General features: G+C 68.6%; 23 protein-coding genes and 1 pseudogene. 5 read left to right on the top strand and 19 right to left on the bottom strand.

From position 1 onward, the window contains the following. Window positions 1-11: 11 nt before the first annotated feature. From petA to FVE89_RS05605, 12 genes are all read right to left on the bottom strand, one after another. Window positions 12-569 carry a ubiquinol-cytochrome c reductase iron-sulfur subunit gene (gene petA, locus FVE89_RS05660; RefSeq protein ID WP_160533125.1) on the bottom strand — a complete coding sequence of 186 codons (558 nt, stop codon included), beginning with the start codon at window positions 567-569 and terminating at the stop codon, window positions 12-14. A 230-nt stretch (window positions 570-799) separates the two neighbouring features. Further along, window positions 800-2,665, bottom strand: a complete 1,866-nt coding sequence (locus FVE89_RS05655) for an ABC transporter ATP-binding protein (protein ID WP_160533062.1) — start codon at window positions 2,663-2,665, stop codon at window positions 800-802. Window positions 2,666-2,752: 87 nt separating this feature from the next. Then, window positions 2,753-3,331: an AprI/Inh family metalloprotease inhibitor gene (locus FVE89_RS05650; protein WP_160533061.1), complete on the bottom strand. Its 579-nt coding sequence runs from the start codon at window positions 3,329-3,331 to the stop codon at window positions 2,753-2,755. Window positions 3,332-3,495: 164 nt separating this feature from the next. Then, window positions 3,496-4,320 carry a succinate dehydrogenase iron-sulfur subunit gene (locus FVE89_RS05645; RefSeq protein ID WP_160533060.1) on the bottom strand — a complete coding sequence of 275 codons (825 nt, stop codon included), beginning with the start codon at window positions 4,318-4,320 and terminating at the stop codon, window positions 3,496-3,498. Window positions 4,321-4,344: 24 nt separating this feature from the next. Then, window positions 4,345-4,719, bottom strand: coding sequence for a DUF5615 family PIN-like protein (locus FVE89_RS05640; protein WP_160533059.1), 375 nt, complete (start codon window positions 4,717-4,719; stop codon window positions 4,345-4,347). Then, complete coding sequence (locus tag FVE89_RS05635; RefSeq protein ID WP_160533058.1) at window positions 4,716-4,958, bottom strand: DUF433 domain-containing protein; 243 nt, start codon at window positions 4,956-4,958, stop codon at window positions 4,716-4,718. The genes FVE89_RS05640 and FVE89_RS05635 overlap by 4 nt, the downstream gene beginning before the upstream one ends. A gap of 61 nt (window positions 4,959-5,019) precedes the next feature. After that, window positions 5,020-6,837 (bottom strand): succinate dehydrogenase flavoprotein subunit, encoded by a 1,818-nt coding sequence (gene sdhA / locus FVE89_RS05630; RefSeq protein ID WP_160533057.1) that lies wholly within the window; start codon window positions 6,835-6,837, stop codon window positions 5,020-5,022. Window positions 6,838-6,869: 32 nt separating this feature from the next. Continuing rightward, window positions 6,870-7,289 carry a succinate dehydrogenase, hydrophobic membrane anchor protein gene (sdhD, locus tag FVE89_RS05625; RefSeq protein WP_160533056.1) on the bottom strand — a complete coding sequence of 140 codons (420 nt, stop codon included), beginning with the start codon at window positions 7,287-7,289 and terminating at the stop codon, window positions 6,870-6,872. Window positions 7,290-7,299: 10 nt separating this feature from the next. Beyond that, a complete protein-coding gene (sdhC, locus tag FVE89_RS05620) occupies window positions 7,300-7,701 on the bottom strand; it encodes a succinate dehydrogenase, cytochrome b556 subunit (RefSeq protein WP_160533055.1) in 402 nt (133 codons plus the stop codon). A gap of 129 nt (window positions 7,702-7,830) precedes the next feature. Then, window positions 7,831-9,132, bottom strand: a complete 1,302-nt coding sequence (locus FVE89_RS05615) for an SLC13 family permease (protein WP_160533054.1) — start codon at window positions 9,130-9,132, stop codon at window positions 7,831-7,833. A gap of 209 nt (window positions 9,133-9,341) precedes the next feature. Continuing rightward, window positions 9,342-9,869: a hypothetical protein gene (locus tag FVE89_RS05610; protein WP_160533053.1), complete on the bottom strand. Its 528-nt coding sequence runs from the start codon at window positions 9,867-9,869 to the stop codon at window positions 9,342-9,344. Between the two features lie 159 nt (window positions 9,870-10,028). Continuing rightward, window positions 10,029-11,522 (bottom strand): AMP nucleosidase, encoded by a 1,494-nt coding sequence (locus FVE89_RS05605; RefSeq protein ID WP_160533052.1) that lies wholly within the window; start codon window positions 11,520-11,522, stop codon window positions 10,029-10,031. Window positions 11,523-11,634: 112 nt separating this feature from the next. Here FVE89_RS05605 and tsaA point away from each other — a divergent pair, with 112 nt between their 5' ends. The 3 genes from tsaA to FVE89_RS05590 all read left to right on the top strand — a co-directional run bounded on the left by tsaA (window position 11,635) and on the right by FVE89_RS05590 (window position 13,569). Then, window positions 11,635-12,132, top strand: a complete 498-nt coding sequence (tsaA, locus tag FVE89_RS05600; RefSeq protein WP_160533051.1) for a tRNA (N6-threonylcarbamoyladenosine(37)-N6)-methyltransferase TrmO — start codon at window positions 11,635-11,637, stop codon at window positions 12,130-12,132. Next, on the top strand, window positions 12,129-12,821 hold the full coding sequence (locus tag FVE89_RS05595; protein ID WP_160533050.1) for a GDSL-type esterase/lipase family protein: 693 nt from the start codon (window positions 12,129-12,131) through the stop codon (window positions 12,819-12,821). The genes tsaA and FVE89_RS05595 overlap by 4 nt, the downstream gene beginning before the upstream one ends. Window positions 12,822-12,957: 136 nt before the next feature. Further along, a complete protein-coding gene (locus FVE89_RS05590) occupies window positions 12,958-13,569 on the top strand; it encodes a LysE/ArgO family amino acid transporter (RefSeq protein WP_160533049.1) in 612 nt (203 codons plus the stop codon). Between the two features lie 18 nt (window positions 13,570-13,587). On the opposite strand, the pseudogene FVE89_RS05585 reads toward FVE89_RS05590, so the two are convergent. After that, window positions 13,588-13,783: pseudogene (locus FVE89_RS05585) on the bottom strand (GMP synthase (glutamine-hydrolyzing)); the annotation flags it as partial. A 108-nt stretch (window positions 13,784-13,891) separates the two neighbouring features. Between FVE89_RS05585 and FVE89_RS30960 the strand changes: the two are divergent. Both FVE89_RS30960 and FVE89_RS05580 read left to right on the top strand, forming a co-directional pair. Further along, complete coding sequence (locus FVE89_RS30960) at window positions 13,892-14,173, top strand: hypothetical protein (protein ID WP_246730511.1); 282 nt, start codon at window positions 13,892-13,894, stop codon at window positions 14,171-14,173. Then, window positions 14,170-14,601, top strand: a complete 432-nt coding sequence (locus FVE89_RS05580) for a type II toxin-antitoxin system VapC family toxin (protein WP_160533124.1) — start codon at window positions 14,170-14,172, stop codon at window positions 14,599-14,601. The genes FVE89_RS30960 and FVE89_RS05580 overlap by 4 nt, the downstream gene beginning before the upstream one ends. An 11-nt stretch (window positions 14,602-14,612) precedes the next feature. Here FVE89_RS05580 and guaA read toward each other — a convergent pair whose 3' ends face one another. The 6 genes from guaA to FVE89_RS05550 form a co-directional block, all read right to left on the bottom strand. Then, window positions 14,613-16,169 carry a glutamine-hydrolyzing GMP synthase gene (gene guaA / locus FVE89_RS05575; RefSeq protein WP_160533048.1) on the bottom strand — a complete coding sequence of 519 codons (1,557 nt, stop codon included), beginning with the start codon at window positions 16,167-16,169 and terminating at the stop codon, window positions 14,613-14,615. A 94-nt stretch (window positions 16,170-16,263) separates the two neighbouring features. Further along, complete coding sequence (locus FVE89_RS05570) at window positions 16,264-16,683, bottom strand: hypothetical protein (protein WP_160533047.1); 420 nt, start codon at window positions 16,681-16,683, stop codon at window positions 16,264-16,266. Next, a complete protein-coding gene (locus FVE89_RS05565; RefSeq protein ID WP_160533046.1) occupies window positions 16,680-17,075 on the bottom strand; it encodes a hypothetical protein in 396 nt (131 codons plus the stop codon). The genes FVE89_RS05570 and FVE89_RS05565 overlap by 4 nt, the downstream gene beginning before the upstream one ends. Before the next feature lie 266 nt (window positions 17,076-17,341). Beyond that, window positions 17,342-18,709, bottom strand: a complete 1,368-nt coding sequence (locus tag FVE89_RS05560; RefSeq protein ID WP_160533045.1) for an MFS transporter — start codon at window positions 18,707-18,709, stop codon at window positions 17,342-17,344. A 42-nt stretch (window positions 18,710-18,751) separates the two neighbouring features. Further along, complete coding sequence (locus FVE89_RS05555; RefSeq protein WP_160533044.1) at window positions 18,752-19,498, bottom strand: NADPH-dependent F420 reductase; 747 nt, start codon at window positions 19,496-19,498, stop codon at window positions 18,752-18,754. Then, window positions 19,488-20,393, bottom strand: coding sequence for an aldo/keto reductase (locus FVE89_RS05550; protein ID WP_160533043.1), 906 nt, complete (start codon window positions 20,391-20,393; stop codon window positions 19,488-19,490). The genes FVE89_RS05555 and FVE89_RS05550 overlap by 11 nt, the downstream gene beginning before the upstream one ends. Between the last annotated feature and the right edge of the window lie 28 nt (window positions 20,394-20,421).

The following is a 20,421-nucleotide window of genomic DNA, read 5'->3' as shown; positions in this document are numbered from 1 at the left end:
TTCCGTCCTCCTCAGGCCGCTTCCTTGCCGCCCTCGCCGATCCGGATCTTGGCGTCCGTCTCGAAGGCGTAGGGCGGGATCGGCAGGTTGATCGGCGCCGGTCCGTGGCGCACGCGGCCCACCGCGTCGAATTGCGAGCCGTGGCACGGGCAGGCCCAGCCCTCGAAATTGCCCTGGTGACCGATCGGCACGCAGCCGAGATGCGTGCAGTTGCCGTAGACCACGAGCCACTGGTCATGACCGTTCTTGACGCGGGTCGTGAAGGCGGCCGGGTCGATCATCGCCGAGAGCGGGACCGCCTTCATGTCGGCCACTTCCTTGGCGGTCAGCTTGCGCACGAAGATCAGCTTGCCGCGCCAGAAGACGTTGACGATCTGACCATCCTGGATCGGCGTCAGATCAACCTCGATCGGCGCGCCGGCCGCGATCGTGTCGGCGTCGGGCGCCATGGAGGAGATCAGCGGCCAGACGGCGGCGCCGGCACCGACGGCGAGCGCGGCGCCGGTGGCCAGGAACAGGAAGTCGCGGCGGCTGCCGTCTTGCCCGTGGCTGTCCTGCCCGTGGGCCACGGGAGCGGCGGCTGATGTGTTCGCCAAGATCTTGACTCCGTGCGTCGGCGTTAGAGCCGCAGGCGCCCTGCCCTGGTCTCCCGGCTGAGGCCAGGATCAAAGCATTATCGTTCTAATGCGGGCAATGAGACCGTCTGCCGCCCCTGAGTCAAGCGGCCGTTTGCACCGCAACGATACGGTTCGGACATCTTTGTCCAGATATTTTGCCGACTGCCGTGCGGGCTGCCGCGTCAGGCCACCGCACTGTCGTACCGGGACGTTCCATCGGCCAGGAAGCCGCCCGACTGGCGCGACCACAGGCCGGCATAGACGCCGCCGCGTGCGACCAACTCCCCGTGCGTCCCCTCCTCGACGATCCGCCCGTGGTCGATCACAACGAGCCGGTCGAGCGCTGCGATGGTCGACAGCCGATGGGCGATCGCCAGCACGGTCTTGCCGGCCATCAGCGTGTCGAGGGACTCCTGGATCGCGGCCTCGACCTGGCTGTCGAGGGCCGAGGTCGCCTCGTCCAGGATGAGAATCGGCGCATCCTTGAGAATCACCCGGGCGATGGCGATCCGCTGGCGCTGTCCGCCCGAGAGCTTCACGCCGCGCTCGCCCACCTGGGCATCGTAGCCGCGCCGCCCCTTGTGGTCGACGAGATCGGCGATGAAGCCGTCCGCATGGGCCAGCCGCGCGGCCTGCGCGATCTCCTCGTCGGAGGCCCCCGGGCGGCCATAGGCGATGTTGTCGCGGATGGAGCGGTGCAGCAGCGACGTGTCCTGGCTGACCATCGCGATGGCCTCGCGCAGGGATTGCTGCGTCACCGTCGCGATGTCCTGCCCATCGACGAGGATGTGCCCGCTCTCCACGTCGTAGAGGCGCAGGAGCAGGCTCGCGAGGGTCGACTTGCCCGCGCCGCTGACGCCGACGAGCCCGACCTTCTCGCCGGGACGGATGGTCAGAGAAAAGTCCTCGATCACCGTAGCGTCGCCGCGGCCGTAGTGGAAGCCAACCGCCTCGAACCGGATCTCGCCGCCGGTGACGACGAGGTTCCGCGCGTTCGGGGCGTCGATGAGCGCGTGGGGCCGCGCCATCGTCTGCATGCTTTCCTGAACCACGCCGACATTCTCGAAGACGCCGCGCACGGTCTGCATCACCCAGCCCGACATGGCGATCAGCCGGAGCACCAGGGCGAGCCCCGCCGAAGCCTCGCCGGTGGTCATGCCGCCCCCGCGCCACAGGACGAGGCAGGCCGCGCCCGTGGCGATCAGCAGGGTGCTGTTGAGGATACCCAGCAGGCTGGTGGTGAGCGTCACCAGCCGGAACTGGTGCAGGTACGCCTCGGTGTGGACCTCCACGGCGTCGCGCACGGCGGCCCGCTCCTCCCGATCCCGGGCGAAGAGTTTGACCGTCAGGATGTTGGTGTAGCTGTCGACGATGCGGCCGATCAGCGTCGAGCGCGTATCGGCGGTCCTGTGCGAGCGGGCTCGCGCCCGGGGCACGAACCACGTGGTGAGCCACGCGTAGGCGCCGATCCAGAGCAGAACCGGCACAGCCAGCCAGGGGGAGATCGAGCTGAACAGCCCGACCGCGGTGACCGCGTAGATCGCCACGTAGAGCAGCGTGTCGATGAACACGACGGCGAGTTCGCGCACGGCCGGCCCCACCTGCACGACGCGGTTCGCGAGGCGCCCCGAGAAGTCGCCCTGGAAATACGAGAGCGCGTGTCCGAGGGTGTAGAGATGCGCCCGCCAACGGATCTGGCTGGTCGATTGCGGCACGATGAGCTGATTGGACAGTACCTCGTGCGCCCAGATCGAGACCGGCCGGACCACCGCGATCAGCAAGACCGCGAGGCTGATGCCGAGGGCGTGATCCGACAGCACCGTGGCTCGATCGGCGGTGCCGAGCAGGTCGATGAACCAGCGCATGACGAGGTAGAGCGAGGCCTCGACCGTGCCGGCGATCACCGCGATGACGAATAGGACCGCCAGGGCGACGCGAATCGGGCGCAGGTAGAACCACGCGAAGCCGAGCACAGAGCGCGGCGGCATCTGCGATTCATCGAAGGGCGCGAACGGATCGACGCGGCGCTCGAGCCAATCGAGAAACATGCGGCCTGGGGCGTGACGCTACGGGAGCCCCTCATGTAAGCGCGCGGCGCCCCGCGCCAACCGCGCGCGGAGGTCGCGCCGTGTCGTTCAGCGGTTCAGCGCGAGGGCGGCGCCCGACTTGGTCAGGGCACCCTCCAGGCCGCCGCCGCCCTGGCGCAGGCGCGCCGCCACGGTACCGCCCGGCTGGTAGAGATAGACCTCGCCGTCGCGGAAATCCCAGGCCGAGACCTTGGCCAGATCCTTGTTCGGGCAGGCGGAGGCCGACGCCTTGTAGAGGTCCAGCGCCGGCGCGCTCGAGAGCGTGACCTTGCAATTCGCGCCGGTCGCGTCCCGGGCATCCCAGCTTCCGACCACGGCGGCGCGTCCGGTGGCGACCACCGGCGGCGGTGGCGCCGGCGGGGTCACGGGTTCGGCGATCACCGTCGGAGCGGCGGGGGACAGGGAGGCCTGCGGTCCGGGGGGCGGCGGGGCATCGGGGCTTGCCGCCACGCCGGGTGGAGGCGCGAGCGGCGCGGCTGTCACCGTTCCGGAGGGGATGGCCGGCACCGTATCGAGGGACGCCTGCGGCGCCCGGGTCCGGGGCGCGTCGAGCCGGCTGGACGCGCAGGCCCCGAGGCTGGCGCCCAGGCAGAGAACGGCGAACGTCGACAGGCTCGGGCGCAGCATCGGTCCACTTGGGTCAGGCTTGAACAGGCACGCTTTCACGCGTCGTTCCTGACTCGTTGGCAAATGCGCTGACGGCAAGGCGGCGGCGCCGACAGACGGTGAGTCCGTCGAAGAACGCGCGCCTTTTCGAGACAGTGTGGCCTTGAGGCCGCAAGTCTATGCAATCAGAGCGCGCGTTCGACCATCATCTTCTTGATCTCGGCGATCGCCTTCGCGGGATTGAGGCTCTTCGGGCAGGTGTTGGCGCAGTTCATGATCGTGTGGCAGCGATAGAGCCGGAACGGATCGTGCAGATTGTCGAGCCGGCCGCCGGTGTTCTCGTCCCGCGAGTCGATCAGCCACCGATAGGCCTGGAGCAAAGCCGCCGGGCCGAGGAACTTGTCGCCGTTCCACCAGTAGCTCGGGCAGGACGTGCTGCAGCACGCGCAGAGGATGCACTCGTAGAGCCCATCGAGGCGCGAGCGGTCCTCCGGGGTCTGGCGCCACTCCTTCTCGGGGGCCGGAGTCTCGGTCTGCAGCCACGGCTCGATCGCCGCGTGCTGGGCGTAGAAGTTGGTGAGATCCGGCACGAGGTCCTTCAGGACCGGCATATGGGGCAGCGGGTAAATGCGGATCGCCCCGTCCTTGTCCTTGCGGGTCATCACCGGCAGGGCGTTGTCGGGGTTCTTGCACTCGTCGATGCCCATCGTGCAGGCGAGCGCATTCTGGCCCTCGATGTTCATGGCGCAGGAGCCGCAGATGCCCTCGCGGCAGGAGCGGCGGAAGACCAGGGTCGAATCGACCTTGTTCTTGATCCACAGCAGCGCGTCGAGGACCATCGGGCCGCAATCCTCGCGATCGACCTGATAGGTGTCGATCCGCGGATTGGCCCCGTCATCCGGGTTCCAGCGGTAGATCTTGAAGGTCTGCAGGCTCTTGGCGCCCGGAGGAGCGGGCCAGGACTTGCCCTGCGTGATCTGGGAGTTCTTCGGGAGGTTGAACTGGGCCATTGCGTCGATGTCCGGCAGTATCGATCAGGAAATGGGATTGGGATCGAGGATCCGCACGCGCACGCGCTCGTCTTCGATCGTGATGATTGCGCCGATCTCCAGGGGGCCGCCGTGCTCGCTCAGCACGCGCGTCACCAGGGCCAGATGGCGCTCAAGCTCGACGCGTCCGCACCGGAGTTGGATCACGCTCGGGGCGATCAGCGCGTTCCGTGTCAGGGCTGCACCGAAATCGAGATCGCGCGTGAGCACGATCGCGCCGTTTGCGCGTGCCCACTCCATGATGGCTTCATCGGTCGCATCCTGAGGCCCGATCGTGCTCCAGTGCGCCGCCGTGAAGCCCCGGCGTTCCAGCGCATCGATCCAAGCAATCGACAGGTTCATGTCGACCACGAGTTTCATGCGGCGACCAGGGCGATTTCCCTGAAGCCGGCGAGCGAGGCACCGAAGCGCAGGGCTTCGAGAATGTCTTCCCGCTTCAGGTAGGGATAGTCCGACAGCAGCTCGTCGATGGTCGTCCCACCGCCCAGCTCACCCAGGATCATTCCGACCGTAACCCGTGTGCCGCGGATACAAGGTTTGCCGCCCATCACCGCGGTATCGACCGATATCCGGGGAAATCCCTGGTAGGTATGCGGCACGACAGACCTCCGTTCACCTCAGTACGACCGGCTTTCGGTGCCCGATTTGGCGCTGCTCGGATTAATACACCCGTGCCTTCGGCTCGATGTACTGGATTTCGTTCGACATCGTGTAGGTGTGAACCGGACGATAATCGATGTTCACTTGGTGCTGGCCCTCGTCGAGCCAGGACAGGGTGTGCTTCATCCAGTCCTTGTCGTTGCGGTCCGGGAAATCCTCGCGGGCGTGCGCGCCGCGGGATTCCGTGCGGTTGGCGGCGGATTCCATCGTCACCACCGCCTGACCGATCAGGTTGTCGAACTCCAGGGTCTCCAGCAGGTCCGTGTTCCAGACGAGCGAGCGGTCGGTGATTTTCACGTCCGCGGCGGCGTTCCAGACCTTGTGGATCAGACCCTTGCCCTCCTCCAGAACCTCGCCGGTGCGGAACACGGCGCAGTTGTTCTGCATCGTCTTCTGCATCTCGGCGCGCAGCTCTGCGGTCGGCGTCGAGCCGTTGGCGTAGCGGAACCGGTCGAGGCGCTCGAGGGCCTTGTCGGTGGCGCCCTTCGGCAACTCCATCGCACGGCCGTTCGGCTCGACGATCTCGGCGCAGCGCTTGCCGGCGGCGCGGCCGAACACCACGAGGTCGATCAGCGAGTTCGAGCCGAGGCGATTGGCGCCGTGCACCGAGACGCAGGCCGCCTCGCCGATCGCCATCAGACCGGGCACGACCGTGTCGGGGTTGCCGTCGCGGAGCGTCAGCACCTCGCCGTGATAGTTCGTGGGGATGCCGCCCATGTTGTAGTGCACGGTCGGGATGACCGGGATCGGCTCCTTGGTCACGTCGACGCCCGCGAAGATCTTTGCGGATTCCGAGATGCCGGGCAGGCGCTCGTGCAGAATCTTCGGATCGAGGTGATCGAGGTGCAGGTAGATGTGATCCTTGTTCTTGCCGACGCCGCGGCCGTCGCGGATCTCCATGGTCATGGAGCGTGAGACCACGTCGCGCGAGGCGAGATCCTTCGCGGAGGGGGCGTAGCGCTCCATGAAGCGCTCGCCCTCGGAATTGGTCAGGTAGCCGCCCTCGCCACGCGAGCCCTCGGTGATCAGGCAGCCCGCGCCGTAGATGCCGGTCGGGTGGAACTGCACGAATTCCATGTCCTGCAGCGGCAGGCCGGCGCGCAGCACCATGGCGTTGCCGTCACCGGTGCAGGTATGGGCTGAGGTCGCCGAGAAATAAGCGCGCCCGTAGCCGCCGGTCGCCAGGATCGTCATCTGGGCGCGGAACCGGTGGATCTCGCCGGTCGCCTGATCGAGCGCGATGACGCCGCGGCAGCGGCCCTCGTCGTCCATGATCAGGTCGAGGGCGAAATACTCGATGAAGAAGTCGGTCTGGTTCTTCACCGCCTGCCCGTAGAGGGTGTGCAGCATGGCGTGGCCGGTGCGGTCGGCCGCCGCGCAGGTGCGCTGGGCGGTGCCCTTGCCGTAATCGGTGGTCATGCCGCCGAACGGGCGCTGATAGATCTTGCCCTCCTCGGTCCGCGAGAACGGCACGCCCCAGTGCTCAAGCTCGTAGACGGCGGCCGGGGCGTTGCGCACGAGGTACTCGATCGCGTCCTGATCGCCGAGCCAGTCCGACCCCTTCACGGTGTCGTACATGTGCCAGCGCCAGTCGTCCGGGCCCATATTGCCGAGCGAGGCCGAGATGCCGCCCTGCGCCGCCACGGTGTGCGAGCGGGTCGGAAATACCTTGGTGATGCAGGCGGTGCGCAGGCCGGCCTCCGAGCAGCCGACGGTGGCGCGCAGGCCCGCGCCGCCCGCGCCGACGATCACGACGTCGAAGGCGTGATCGTGGATGGTGTAGGCAGGTCCGCTGCCGTTGGTGCCGTTGGCGGCCATGGTCGGCTCCTCGAATCTGGTGTTGGCGGGGTTCAGGCCGGCTGACCGAAGCCGATGCGCAGGACCGCGTAGAGGCAGGCCACGGCCACGAGGACCGCGTAGACGTTGTTGGCGAACACCGCGGCGATCTTGGTCGCCTGCGCGTGGACGTAGTCCTCGATGATCACCTGCATGCCGAGCCGCATGTGGAGGGTCACCGACAGCAATGCCAGGATGAGGATGATCGAGACGAAGGGTCTCGCGACGATATGCGCGGCGTCCGCATAGGTACGGCCGGCCATGCTGGCGATGATGACCACGAAAGCCAGCATCAGCACCGTGTTGGTGACCGCTGTGATTCGCTGCAGCCACCAATGGCCGACGCCGTGATGGGCGACGCCGAGACCGCGCACGCGCGCCCGCGGGGTGCGGATGGAGACGCGGGTGTCCTGGCGGATCTGTTCCTGTGCCATCGCGGCCTCCTCAGCGGACCAGAAGGGCGACAGCCCAGATGACGAGGGTGAGCGCCACGGACCCGATCAGGGTGAGGCGGGACATGGCGAGGCGCTTCTCCCGATCGAAGCCGATCCCGAAATCCCACGCGAAGTGGCGCAGACCGCCGAGCATGTGGTGCATCAGGATCCAGGTGTAGACGAACAGGATCAGGCGCCCGATCACGGAGCCGAAAAATCCGGCCACGTAAGAATAAGCGACCGGTCCGGAAGCCAGGGCGAGCAGCCAGATCGCGACGAGGGCAGTCCCGCCGTACAGAGCCGTGCCGGTGATGCGGTGGAATACCGACATCGCCATGGTCCATGTCCAGCGATAGATCTGGAGATGCGGCGAAAGCGGCTGTGCCACTGTCGGGCGAGCGGTGGGTGCCATCGGGTTGAAGCCTCGCAGCTGCGAACTGGACCGTCTCTAATCTGGTAGCGCTAGTGCCTGCGCGGGCAAGCCGCAATCCGTCATGGTGCGACGCAATGTGCCCGGGCAGGCTACACAAGTCGAAATCTGTCACTTAAAGAGGCCGAGCACCCTCCACCACGCGTAGTCGAGGGGCGCGGCCACAACGAGCCCGGTCAGACCGAAGCTCAGAGTCAGGCGCGTTGCGTCCCGGAGGCGCACACCGCCGAGCTCGCTGGCGAACACGATCGGGGGCGCTTGGTACGGGAAGAACACCGTCGAGTAACCGATCACCTGGAGCGAGACGACCGCCAGCGGTGACAGTCCGCTGGCCCGCGTCATCTCGGCCGCCAGCGCCGTGTAGAGGGCCGGCGCACCGTTGGCCGTGACGAGCAGCGTCAGCACCGTGCCGATGCCGGTGAGCACGGCGAAGTCCTGAGCCGGCGCATCGGGCGACAGGGGCGCCAGGGTGAGCAGCAGGTGCCCGAGGCGCTCGCCCAGCCCCGTTTCGTTGATGAGGGCCACGAGGCCGAGCAGGGCCGCGATGTAGAAGCAGGTTCTCAGATTCACCTGCTGGAAGGCCTCGGCCGGCAGCACCCCGATGCGCGGCAGCAGGCAGGTCACCGCGGCCGCCAGGCCGATCCAGGCCGGCGCGAGCCCATGCAGGCTGTCGGTCATCCAGAGCGCGAGGGTGCAGGCGAGGATCGTCGCGAGGCGTCGCTCGGCCGCCGAGATCGGCGGCAGCGGCTCCAAGGCGGGCGTGCCTCCGGCCAGCCGATCCGGGAAGAGCCGCACCACCAGGGCCGTCAGGATGACGCCCTTGACGAAGGCCAGAACCGGCGCATGCAGGAGAAAGTACGACAGATAGGAGAGGTGGAGCCCGAGCAGACGTTCGGCGGACCCGGCCATCACGAGATTCGGCACGTTGGCGGGCAGGATCGCCGCGGACAGGACCGGTGTCGCGACGCCCACCGCCAGGACGGCGCCGGTCCGCCCGGGACGGCCGGGGCCGAGCCCGAACGCATCGCAGAGCGCCAGCGTCACCGGGATCATCAGGGCGATCCGCCCGAGATTGGACGGCATCACGAAGGCGATGAGGAAGCTCAAAGTCACGAGCCCGGCGATGAGCTGCGCGTAGGAGCCCGACAGGCGCAGCGCGAGGGCGCGGGCCATGCGGGCGCCGAGCCCCGTGCGGGTCATGCCCTGCCCGACCACCATCCCGGACAGGACCAGCCAGAAGGCCGAAGCCGAGAATCCGGAGAAGACTGTGCCGGCGCTGCCCAGGCCAAGGAGCATCGCCAGGCCGAAGAATGCGAGCGCCGTCACCACCTCGGGAAGCAGGGCGGTGGCCCATAGGCCCATGCATAGGACGAGCAGGGCTGCGGTTGCCGGGACCGTCGCAACGCTGCTCACGCGATCCTCCTGCCGCCAACCCAGCCCAGGCTGCATCCTGGCTCTTCTGGAACGGTTCGCAATTCGGGACTGTTTGACGGAGCCTTCGCGGCTGACGAAGGACCCCCGTCTCTGCGGGACGCCGGCCGGCGGCCTGCCACAAGCGGAAGCCCGACCGTGGGGCGGTCGGGCTTCGAGATGCGATCGTCGTGGTTGGAGGCTGGAGCGGCTCAGTAGCCGTAGCCGTCATAGCCGCAAGAGGCCGGATCGTAGGCACCGTAGCCGTAATCGTAGCTGCAGCTGTCATAGCCGAACCCGCCGAGGCCGTACCCGACGCCGAGCCCGAGGCCGACACCGGCGAGGCCATAGCCAAGGCCACGCCCGTAGCCATGGCCATACCGGCGACCCGCGAAGCCGCGGCCGGCGAGGCCGCGGTTTCCGATGACACCACGCGTTCCAAGAGTTCCGACCCGGCCGGCATTGCCGAACCCGCCGGTCCGAAGGCTTCCGACGCCGGCACCAGTCACCCCGGTCCCGCCGAGGCCCGCGCCGCGGAAGCCGCCACCCAGCCCGCCCACGCGGGCGCCACCGACGCCGGCGCCGCCGAGACCGCCGCCGTGGAAGCCCCCGCCATGAAAGCCGCCGCCGAAGCCGCCGCCGTGAAACCCGCCGCCGCCGAAGCCGCGCGCATCCGCGCCAGCCGGGTTAAGAGCCACCGCTGCCAGCAGAGCGGTCGATGCCAGTGTGAGACGCGTCATTGGACAATCCAGCAAGTCGATAAGTCGCTGTTCGTCCAACACCGCGGAACTCAGGCGTATCCAAGCTTGAGTATTCACCCACGCGTGTCTTTCGGTCGCTGGCATGGATGCGGGGCACAGTTCCGCGAAAGCTCGGCGGTGAGCCGCCGCATGCCCTGATCAACGGAAGGGCGGCTCATCGAAGCTGCGCAGCTTGCGCGAGTGCAACCCGTGCCGGTCGGCGCGCAGGACGTCGAGGGCCGCCAGACCGACCTGCAGGTGCTCCGAGACGGCCCGGTCGTAGAAGGCGTTGGCGGCGCCCGGCAGCTTGATCTCGCCGTGGAGCGGCTTGTCCGACACGCAGAGCAGCGCGCCGTAAGGCACGCGCAGGCGGAAACCCTGGGCCGCGACGGTGCCGCTCTCCATGTCGACCGCGACGGCGCGGGACTGGTTGATTCGCCGCCGCTCCTGGCTGAACCGCAATTCCCAATTGCGGTCGTCGTAGGTGACCACCGTGCCGGTGCGCAGGCGGCGCTTCAGAGCCTCGGCCTGCTCGCCGGTCACGGCGGCGGCCGCGTTCTGCAGCGCGACCTGCACCTCGGCCAGCGCCGGCACCGGTACGTCCGGCGGGACCAGCTCGTCGAGGATGCGGTCGCGGCGCAGATAGGCGTGGGCCAGGACGTAATCGCCGATCGTCTGCGACTGCCGCAGGCCGCCGCAATGGCCGACCATCAGCCAGCAATCGGGGCGCAGCACCGCGAGGTGATCGGTGATCGTCTTCGCGTTCGAGGGGCCGACGCCGATATTGACCAGGGTCGTGCCCTGATGGGTGCCGTCGGCGCCCCGGGCGACGAGGTGGTAGGCCGGCATCTGATGCTTGTGCCAGGGCGAGGCGGCGATGACCGTTGCCGGGTCGGCCTGCGCGGCCTCGGCCCGGGACACGGACACGCCCCCCGGCAGGACCAAGCGCTCGAACCCCTCCGCGCCGGAGGCCAGCCGCTCAAGCCCGTGGCGGACGAACTGATCGACGTAGCGGTGATAGTTGGTCAGCAGGATCCAGGGCTGGACCTCGCGCCAGTCGCAGCCCGTGTAGTGGACGAGCCGCCGCAACGAATAATCGACCCGCACCGCGTCGAACAGCGCCAGCGGCAGCGGCTCGCCCGCCACTTGGTCGAAGGTGCCGTCCGCGATCTCGTCGCCGACGAGCGAGAGGAGCGGCACCGGGAAGTAGGTGGCGAGGTCCGCGCCGTCGACGGCGCGCCCGCGGGCGTCGAGCCCCGCCTCCAGCACGTAGGGATAGGGGATCTCCTGCGCGCTGAGGCCCACCTCGATGGAGATCCCGTAATCGGCAATCAACGGCTCCAACTGACGGGTCAGGTAGTGCCGGAAGACGGCGGGGTGCGTGATCGTGGTCGCGTAGGTGCCGGCCGCCTGGAGCTTCGCGGTGGCGCGCCGCACCCGGGGCAGCGGACCGTCCGGGCGGTAGCTGATCCGCAATTCGGGGTAGCGGAAGGCGAGGCGCTCGGTGGCGTCCGGGGGCGGACCGCCGGCGAGGTAGCGCTCCAGGGCCTGCCGCAGCGCGCCGACCGCACCATCATAGAGCTCGACCAGACGGTCGATTGCGGTCCCGGCATCCGCCACCGCCTGCATCGGCCGCAATTCCCGCTCGATCATGTCGCCTCCGGTCCAGGCGCCGGCTCTACACCTCCGGCCACGTCGGCGCGAGATCCGGGCTTGCGGGCGGCGGGGGCTTGGCCGAGAAGCCCCGGAGGCAGAGCGAGGTCGTATGAGCGCGGACGAGTTCGGGATCCGTCCCGGCGAGGAGATGGCGAGCCTGCCCGCAACGTTCGATGCGGGTCTCCATTTCATCGGCCGGCTGCGCACCCCCTGGCAGGCGCGCTCCGAATGCCCGAAGAACGGGCTTCAGACCGACGCACTCTGTACCGTGGAGGTGGACGCGCCCTACGTCCCGGGCCTGCGCACCATCACGGGCTGCACGCACCTGATCCTGCTCTACTGGATGGATCGGGCGACCCGGGGCCTCGTGGTCCAGCAGCCGCGCCACGCCGACGGGCCACGCGGCACCTTCTCGCTGCGCTCGCCGGCGCGGCCCAATCCGATCGCCCTCTCGGTGGTGGACCTGCTCGGGCGAGAGGGCGCCGTGCTGCGGGTGCGCGGCCTCGACTGCATCGACGGCACGCCGCTCCTCGACATCAAGCCCTACTACGCCTCGACGGATTCCCGGCCGGGTGCGCGGGTCGATCGGGCCGGCGCCGAGCCGTGAGGCGTCTCGCGCTCCTGATCGTCGGCGGGATCGGGTTGCTCGCCCTCGGCGGCTACGCGGGCTGGCGCCTGCACAGGCCGGCCGCCGATGCGCGCGCCTACGCGGTCATGCGCCTCATCGCGATCCAGGTGAGTCTCGACGAGGCCCCGGCGCAATACGTCTTCTACGGCGGGGACTCGCAGGTCGAGTTGCACCCCGGCGGACAGGAGGTCTGCGGATCGCCGCTGGTCAATGGCGGCGTGAGCGGCTCGACGGCGGCGGCCTACGCGGACCACCTCGCGCAGCTGAGCTTCAAGACGCATCCCCGCATCGCTGCGCTGACGATCGGGACCAACGACATCCTCATCAAGAACAAGCCGCGCTCCGCCGAGCCGGCCGCACGGTTCGAGGCTGCCGCGGAGATCATCGTGCGGCGCCTGCAGGGCCTCGCGCCGCGGGTGGTGGTCACCGCCCTCCCCCCGGTCGGGCGCGAGCTCGGGAGGCTGGTCGATGCCGCTGCGGTTGCAGATTACTCGGGGCGCCTGCACGCTCTTTGCGGGCGGCTCGGCTGCACCTTCACCGACCCGTTCGCGGCCTTGCGCGACGGCGACACCGGCTACGCCAAGCCGGGCGCCATGCGGGACGGCCTCCATCTCGCGGCCTACAGGCCGGCGCTGAAGGCGCTCGAACCAGCGCTTTGCGGGCCGTGATCGGCGGCAGCGCGGCGTGATGGTCGAACACGGTCCCGTTCAAGTCTCAGCTTGGCTGTTGCCCATGTTCATGTGGGGCGCGCCGAGCCGGCTTGGCTGAGGTCGCCGTCGAAGGGTCTTGTGAGGAGCGAGAGGCTTGCTCGAAGCGTGTCTGGCGGGGTTCTCGCTCGGCCTGAGCCTGATCCTCGCAATCGGGGCTCAGAACGCCTTCGTCCTCCGTCAGGGTCTGCGCGGCGAGCATGTTGCGGCCGTCTGCGCCACCTGCGCCGTCTCCGATGCGGTCCTGATCGGTCTCGGAGTGACGGGATTCCGCAGCGTTATCGCCGCCGCCCCATGGCTGAGACCCGCGATGGTCTGGGCCGGGGCCGCGTTTCTCATCTGGTACGGCCTGCGAAGCCTGCGCGCAGCTTTCGCTTCGGAGGAGGCCGCGCTCGTTCCATCCGCGACCGCGACCGTCGGGCTTCGGCAGACCCTGACCGTCTGTTTGGCGCTGACGTGGCTCAATCCGCATGTCTATCTGGACACGGTCCTCCTGATCGGGTCGGTGTCGACCCGGTTCTCGGGCCACGAGGCCGCGTTCACCGTGGGGGCCTCGACGGCCTCGGTGGCGTTCTTCTTCGCCTTGGGGTTCGGCGCCGCGATCCTGAGGCCGCTGTTCGAGAAGCCAGCGGCGTGGCGGGTGCTGGACGGCGCGATCGCGCTGACCATGTGGGCCATCGCCGCAAACCTGTTGCTCAACGAGGTGTAGAAGCGGGAACGCCAGACCTCACTCCCACTCGATCGTGCCCGGCGGCTTCGAGGTGATGTCGTAGGTCACCCGGTTGATGCCCTTCATCGCGTTGATGATCCGGGTCGCGACCCGGCCGAGGAAGGTCATATCGAACGGGTAGAAGTCGGCGGTCGCTCATCGCGCTCACGGTCTTCACCGGCAGGATGACGACCAAGGCCTGCCGGATCTCGTCCAGCTCGCGCCCGAACGGCCCGTGCTGAAGGCGCTTGAACCGGCTCTGCGCGGGCCCTAACGCTATGCTGACCGGCGAAACCAATCCGCGTGGGAGGTTGCCACAAGCATGGCTCAGCAACGTCCTGTCCGGAGTCACCGCGCACGCGGGCTGGTGCGCTTTGCAGTTGTAGGCCGCGATACGGACCGCGGTCTGTTACAGTCGCTCGCGACGCTCCTGGCCGAGGATACGCCGCAAGCCTCGGAGTTGCGTGCGACAGTCAGCCGTTCCGTCGCCGGCGAGCCAAGTCCAAGGGGGGGCATCCTGGCCGCATTGCGGCGTTCCCCCCTGGTCGGAGCCGACCTAGACCTGACGCGCGGGCGGGACGAACGGCCTGTGCCCGACCTCTGATGCGCTTCCTGCTCGACACGAACATCATCAGCCACGTCATCAAGCCGAAGCCTTCTGCGTCTCTCCTGACATGGATGGCCGCGCAATCCGACACGGACCTGTATATCGCCGCCCTGACAATAGCGGAGATCCGGCGCGGGGTTCTGGAGAAGCCCGACGGACAGCGCCGTCGCCTGCTCGAGACGTGGTTCGCCGGCCCGGAAGGACCGCAGGCGCTCTTCGCGGGCCGGGTGCTGCCCTTCGATGAAGCTGCGGCGCTCATCTGGGCGCGTATGATGGCTGACGGCAAGGCGCGTGGTCGCCCGCGAAACGCGCTGGATACGATCATCGCTGCGGTCGCCGAAGCGCATGGCTGCGTGGTCGTCACCGATAACGAGCGCGATTTCGTTGGCGTCCCGATCCTCAACCCGCTCCGTCAGCCGACCTGAGCGGGGCAACCTCACTCCCACTCGATCGTGCCCGGCGGCTTCGAGGTGATGTCGTAGGTCACCCGGTTGATGCCCTTCACCTCGTTGATGATCCGGGTCGCGACCCGGCCGAGGAACGCCATGTCGAACGGGTAGAAATCCGCCGTCATGCCGTCCACCGAGGTGACGGCGCGCAGGGCGCAGACGTGGTCGTAGGTGCGCCCGTCACCCATCACGCCGACCGTCTTCACCGGCAGGATCACCGCGAAAGCCTGCCAGATCGTGTCGTAGAGCCCGGCCTGCCGGATCTCGTCGAGGTAGATCGCATCGGCCTTGCGCAGGGCCTCCAGCTTTTCGGCGGTGATCGTGCCGGGGCAGCGGATCGCGAGCCCCGGGCCGGGGAACGGATGGCGGCCGACGAAGCCCTCGGGCAGGCCGAGCTCCTTGCCGAGGACCCGGACCTCGTCCTTGAACAGCTCGCGCAGGGGCTCCACGAGCTTCATGTTCATGCGCTCGGGCAAGCCGCCGACATTGTGGTGGCTCTTGATCGTCACGGACGGGCCGCCCGTGAACGACACGCTCTCGATCACGTCGGGGTAGAGCGTACCCTGCGCCAGGAATTTCGCGCCGCCGATCTTCTTCGACTCGGCCTCGAACACGTCGATGAACAGGCGGCCGATCGTTTTTCTTTTGACTTCCGGGTCAGAGACGCCCTCCAGCGCCGCCAAAAACATCCCCGATGCTTCCACGTGGACCAGCGGGATGTTGTAGTGGTCGCGGAACAAAGCCACGACCTGCTCGGCCTCGCCGAGGCGCAGGAGGCCGTGATCCACGAACACGCAGGTGAGCTGGTCGCCGATCGCCTCGTGGATCAGCACCGCCGCCACGGCCGAATCGACGCCGCCCGACAGGCCGCAGATCACCTTCTCGGAGCCGACCTGCTCCCGGATCTTGGCGATCGCCTCCTCGCGGTAGGCGCCCATGGTCCAGTCGCCCGAGCAGCCCGCGATGTCGCGCACGAAGTTGCGGATCAGCAGGGCGCCATGGGGCGTGTGCGCCACCTCCGGGTGGAACTGCACCGCGTAGTAGTTGCGCGCCGCGTCGGCCACCGCCGCGAAGGGCGCGTTCTTGGAGATCGCCACGGTGGTGAAGCCGTCCGGCAGCTTGGTGACCCGATCGCCGTGGCTCATCCAGACCGGGTATTTTTCGCCCTTGTGCCAGACGCCCTTGAACAGCGGGCAATCGGCCAGGACCTCGACCTCGGCCCGGCCGAACTCCGCGTGGTGCCCGCCCTCGACGGCGCCGCCAAGCTGGGCCGCCATGGTCTGCTGGCCGTAGCAGATGCCGAAGACCGGCACGCCCGATTCGAACACCAGCTGCGGCGCCCGGGGTGAGGCCTCGACGGTCACCGATTCAGGGCCGCCGGAGAGGATCACGCCCTTCGGCTTCTGCTCGCGGAACGCGGCCTCGGCCTTCGTGAAGGGCACGATCTCGCAATAGACGCCCTCCTCCCGCACCCGGCGGGCGATGAGCTGCGTCACCTGAGAGCCGAAATCGACGATCAGGATCTTGTCGTGGTCGGTGTTCATCGCGGGCGATTATCCGAAGCCCGGGGCGCGCGCAACGCGCAACCCGGCCGTGGGCTGGGGATCGCCGCGCAAGGCGCGCGCCAGACGCGCTCGCTCAGTCGAAGTTGCGGACCTTGGCCGAGCCGCCGAGGCTGATTGCGGGCTTCGCGGCCGCGCCGGCGAGGCTCACCTTCTTCTGGCCGGGCGGGGTCTTGGCCCGCAGCGGCGGGGCGGCCTCCGGCGCCGGCCGCGACGGCTTCAGATGCGCCTGCCCGTGGATCACGGAGCCGATCTCGCCCGCGACCTTGATGAGGTCGTCGCGCTCGCAGGAGCGGGCGACCTTCAGGCCGAGCTTGTGCATGTGGCTCTTGCCGTAGAGGTAGGTGGCGAGCTGAGCGCGCTTCAGCGGCGGGATCTGCTCCAGGATCAGCGGCAGGTCGAACTCGTCGGCGCGGTAGACGGAGCCCAGGACTTCGAGGCTCACCGGGCAATCGACTTCGGGCTCTGCGCCGCTGGTCGGATGCGCTTGCGTCATGGATGCCTCTCGGAGGTCGATGGATCGGGGTCGTCGGATGCAACGGCGCCGGGGTCGGTTTCAACCCCTATTCGGACCGTGAGGTTCGCCACCGCATCCGGCGTGCGCATGGGTGGCGCGGCCGGCGCGGTTTCGACCGTCGGCTTCCAGGCGCCGAGGCATCCGGTGCAGACGGATTCGATCACCGCGCGGGCATGTGCCTGACGGCGCGCCCACAGCGCCTCCCGGGCGGCACGCGCGGCCTCGGCATCGGAGATCGGGCGGATGCGCAGGAACAGCGGCTCCTGCGCGGTCGCGGGCGACGGCGCCAGCACCAACGAGCCCAGCACGGCCAGGATGCGGCGGTCGAGCCCGCGCGATCGTGTCCATACCGGCAGCGCAAGACCGGTCATGCGCCCCTCCCCGCCGAACCGAATTCGATCCCTCGCGCGGTAGGGTAAACCAATGTTTAACGCTGCGGCGCGACCGGCGGGGCGGCGCTGGTCGTCGAGCAGCCGGAACTTCGTCCGGCGGCGTCGGTAGAACCAGGGGCGGACCGAACGAAGGGATGCCCCATGCCTCAGATGTTCGACTGGATCTTCTTCGCCATCATGCTCCCGTTCCCGGCCTTTCTGGTCTGGGACTGGATGAAGCACCGGTAGGTCGCGAAACCCGGCCGCTACGCGGACGGCGCCGCCCGGCTCAACGGTGCCGGAGACTCGGCCCGATCGACGCCCTCCGCCTCTCGCGCGGTCCGGCGCCTGTCCTGCGCGCGGCCGAGCCAGAGGCTGTTCAGGAGCCACGCGGCCGAGAGCGGGATCGCGGCCCCCGCGATGCCGGTGCTGCCCAGGCCCAGCCCCTCAATGCCCGTGAAGGACCACGCGCCGACCTGATCGCCCAGGCGATACACCACCGTGTCGATGAAGCTCTTGGCCTTGTAGCGGTCCTCCCGCGGGACGACCGTGAACAGCACCTCGCGGATCGGCCGGGCGATGGCGAAATTGCCCGCCCGGCGCAGGACCTGGAACGCGACGATCACGCCGATCGTCGGCCAGACCGCCAGCGCCGCGAAGCCCAGGATGCTGAAGGCGGGGAGAATCGCCAGCGTCAGCGCGACGCCGAGCCGGTTCACGATCCGGCCGGTGAGGAAGAGCTGGACGCCGAGCGTCAGCACATTCACCGCGAGGTCGACGCTGGCGAAGAAGGCGGTCTGTGCCCCGCGATCCGGAAAGCTGCGCTTCGCGATCCCGGCCTGCTCGAAATACAGGAAGGTCGAGGTCACCGAGAACAGCAGCAGGAACAGCGAGATGTTGAGCAGGTAGGGGGACGCGAAGGTCCGGGTCACGCCCGCCAGCACGCTGCCGCCGATCGTCCGGTCCTGATCGCCTGTCGGGGTCTCGCCGCTGCCCGGCACCTCGTGAAGGCGGCTCGACAGGGCCGCCAAGCCGCGCATGCAGAACACCGCGACCTCGAGGAGGACCACGGCGCAGAGCATCAGGCCCCAGGTCGGGACGTTCCTGGCCAGGATCGCCGTGGTGGCCGAGCCCGCGATGGCACCCAGCGTCGCGCCGGCCGCGATGAAGCCGAATAGGCGCCGGCCCTGCGCATTCGAGAACACATCGACGATGGTCGCCCAGAAGATCGAGACGACGAACAGGTTGAAGATCGACAGCCAGACGAAGAAGACCCGCCCGATCCAGATATTCCAGCCCGGCGGCGCGAGGGACAGGACCAGCGCGAAGGCGAGGATATTGGCCGCGAAGAACCGGTAGGTGATCGGCACGAACCGCGCCCGCGGCATCCGCTTCACCAGGTAGGCGAAGGGCAGGTTCAGGCAGAGCATGCCCACCAGGGTCGCGGTGAACAGCCAGGGCAGGTTCTCGATGCCGCCGGCCACGCCCATCTGATCGCGGATCGGGCGCAGCACGTAATAGGCGGCCAGGATCGAGAAGATGTAGGCCCAGGCCCAGGCGAGCGCCCGGCCTTCGCCGGGCTGGATATCGATCAGGCGCGCGAGAGGGCCGCGGGCCGGGACGGGATCAGGCATGGGCGCCCCCTGCGGGGGGCATCGCTCCGTTCCGCCGTCGGCTCACTTGGAGAGCCCGAGCTTCTCCCGCAGCTCCGGAGCGGTGACGTCGTGGCCGAAGCCCGGCGAGCCCATGGCGAATTTGTCGGCGTCCTTGAGCGACCCGACCACGACCGGATCGAAGCCGGCATCGCGGACAAGGCCCTCGGCGACCTTCAGGGCCTCCGGATCGTCACCGGCGATCGGGATCGCCATGCGGCCGCCGGAGCGATCCTTGCCGCCATCCGCGCCCTCCTTGGCGAAGACCTTGTAGTTCGCCGCGTTGAACGCCCGCACCAGCTTGGCGCCCGGAAAATACTTGGCCGAGGTCGCGCCGATGCCGCTGGCTTGGACCTCGTCGTAGAGCGCCCCGTCCCGCTTCTGCGTGGCGTTGCCGGCATCGAGCACGACCTTGCCCTTGAGGGCGGGACCGATCTCCTTCGCGAGGTCGGGATAGGCCTTGTAGGGCACGGCGATGAACACGGCATCGCCGAACGTGATCGCCTCCTCCGGGGTGCCCGCCTTCGCCTTGGGGCCGAGTCCCGACACCATGGAGGCCAGGGCCTCCGGGTGGCGCGAGGCGAACATCACCTCGTGGCCGTCCTTGACCCAGAGGCCCCCGATGGTGCCGCCGATATTGCCGGCCCCGATCACGCCGATCCGGATTTTTTTTGCGGCCCCATCCTGCGCAAGGGCCGGAACCGCAGCCGCCAGGGAGAGGCCGGCCGCGAGGGCGAGCGCCGCACGGCGCGTGAAACGATCAGACCGCATCGATGAAGGCCTCCATCTGCTTGCGCTGCGCCGCATCCGGGAGTTTCCCGCGGGCGGCGCCGAGATTGTCCTCGACATAGGCGGCCTTCGCCATGCCGGGGATCGGGCAGGTCACGGCCGGGTTGCCCAGCACGTATTTCAGAAAGAATTGCGGCCAGCTCGTGCAGCCGAGATCCTGGGCCACGGGCGGCATCGCCTTGCCCTGCACCGCCTTGAACAGGCGGTCGCGGCCGAAGGGAACGTTGGTCATCACCGCCATGCCCCGGTCGGCGGCCAGCGGGATCACGCGCCCGGCGGCAGCGCGGTTGTCGATGGCGTAGTTCACCTGGATGAAGTCCAGGGTCTCGCGCTTCATCACGGCTTCGAGGGCATCGAGCTGGTTGTCGCGCCAGACCGTGACGCCGACGTAGCGGATCCGCTTGGCGCCCTTCAGCTCGCGCAGAACCGCGAGATTCCCGGTCACGTCGATCAGGTTGTGAACCGCCACGAGGTCGAGCGTATCGACCCGCATCCGCTTCAGCGACCGCTCGAACTCCGCGCGGGTCGCGTCGCGGCCGGTCGTGTCGACCTTGCTGGCCAGGAAGACTTTTGGTCGCAACCCGGTCTCCGCCAGGATGGCGCCGAGCACGTCCTCGGCGCTGCCGTAGCTCGGGGCAGTGTCGATCACCGTTCCGCCGAGGGATACGAAGGTCTGCACCGCATCCTTCAGGGGCGCGATCTTGTCGGGTGTCGGCTCCACCTCGTAGCGGCGCGAGGTGCCGATCCCGATCGCCGGCAGCATCTCGCCGCTGGACGGGATCGGCCGTCGGATCAGGGGCTCGGCCGCGAAGGCGCTGCGTCCGACGAGCGGCGCCAAGGCGGCACCGGCGATGACGGCGCGGCGGGATACGGGCATGACCGATCTCCGAAGGACGCAGACGACC

The sequence above is a fragment of the Methylobacterium sp. 2A genome (assembly GCF_009806555.1).
Lineage (GTDB): Bacteria > Pseudomonadota > Alphaproteobacteria > Rhizobiales > Beijerinckiaceae > Methylobacterium.
This window is presented reverse-complemented; position numbering and strand designations above follow the sequence as displayed.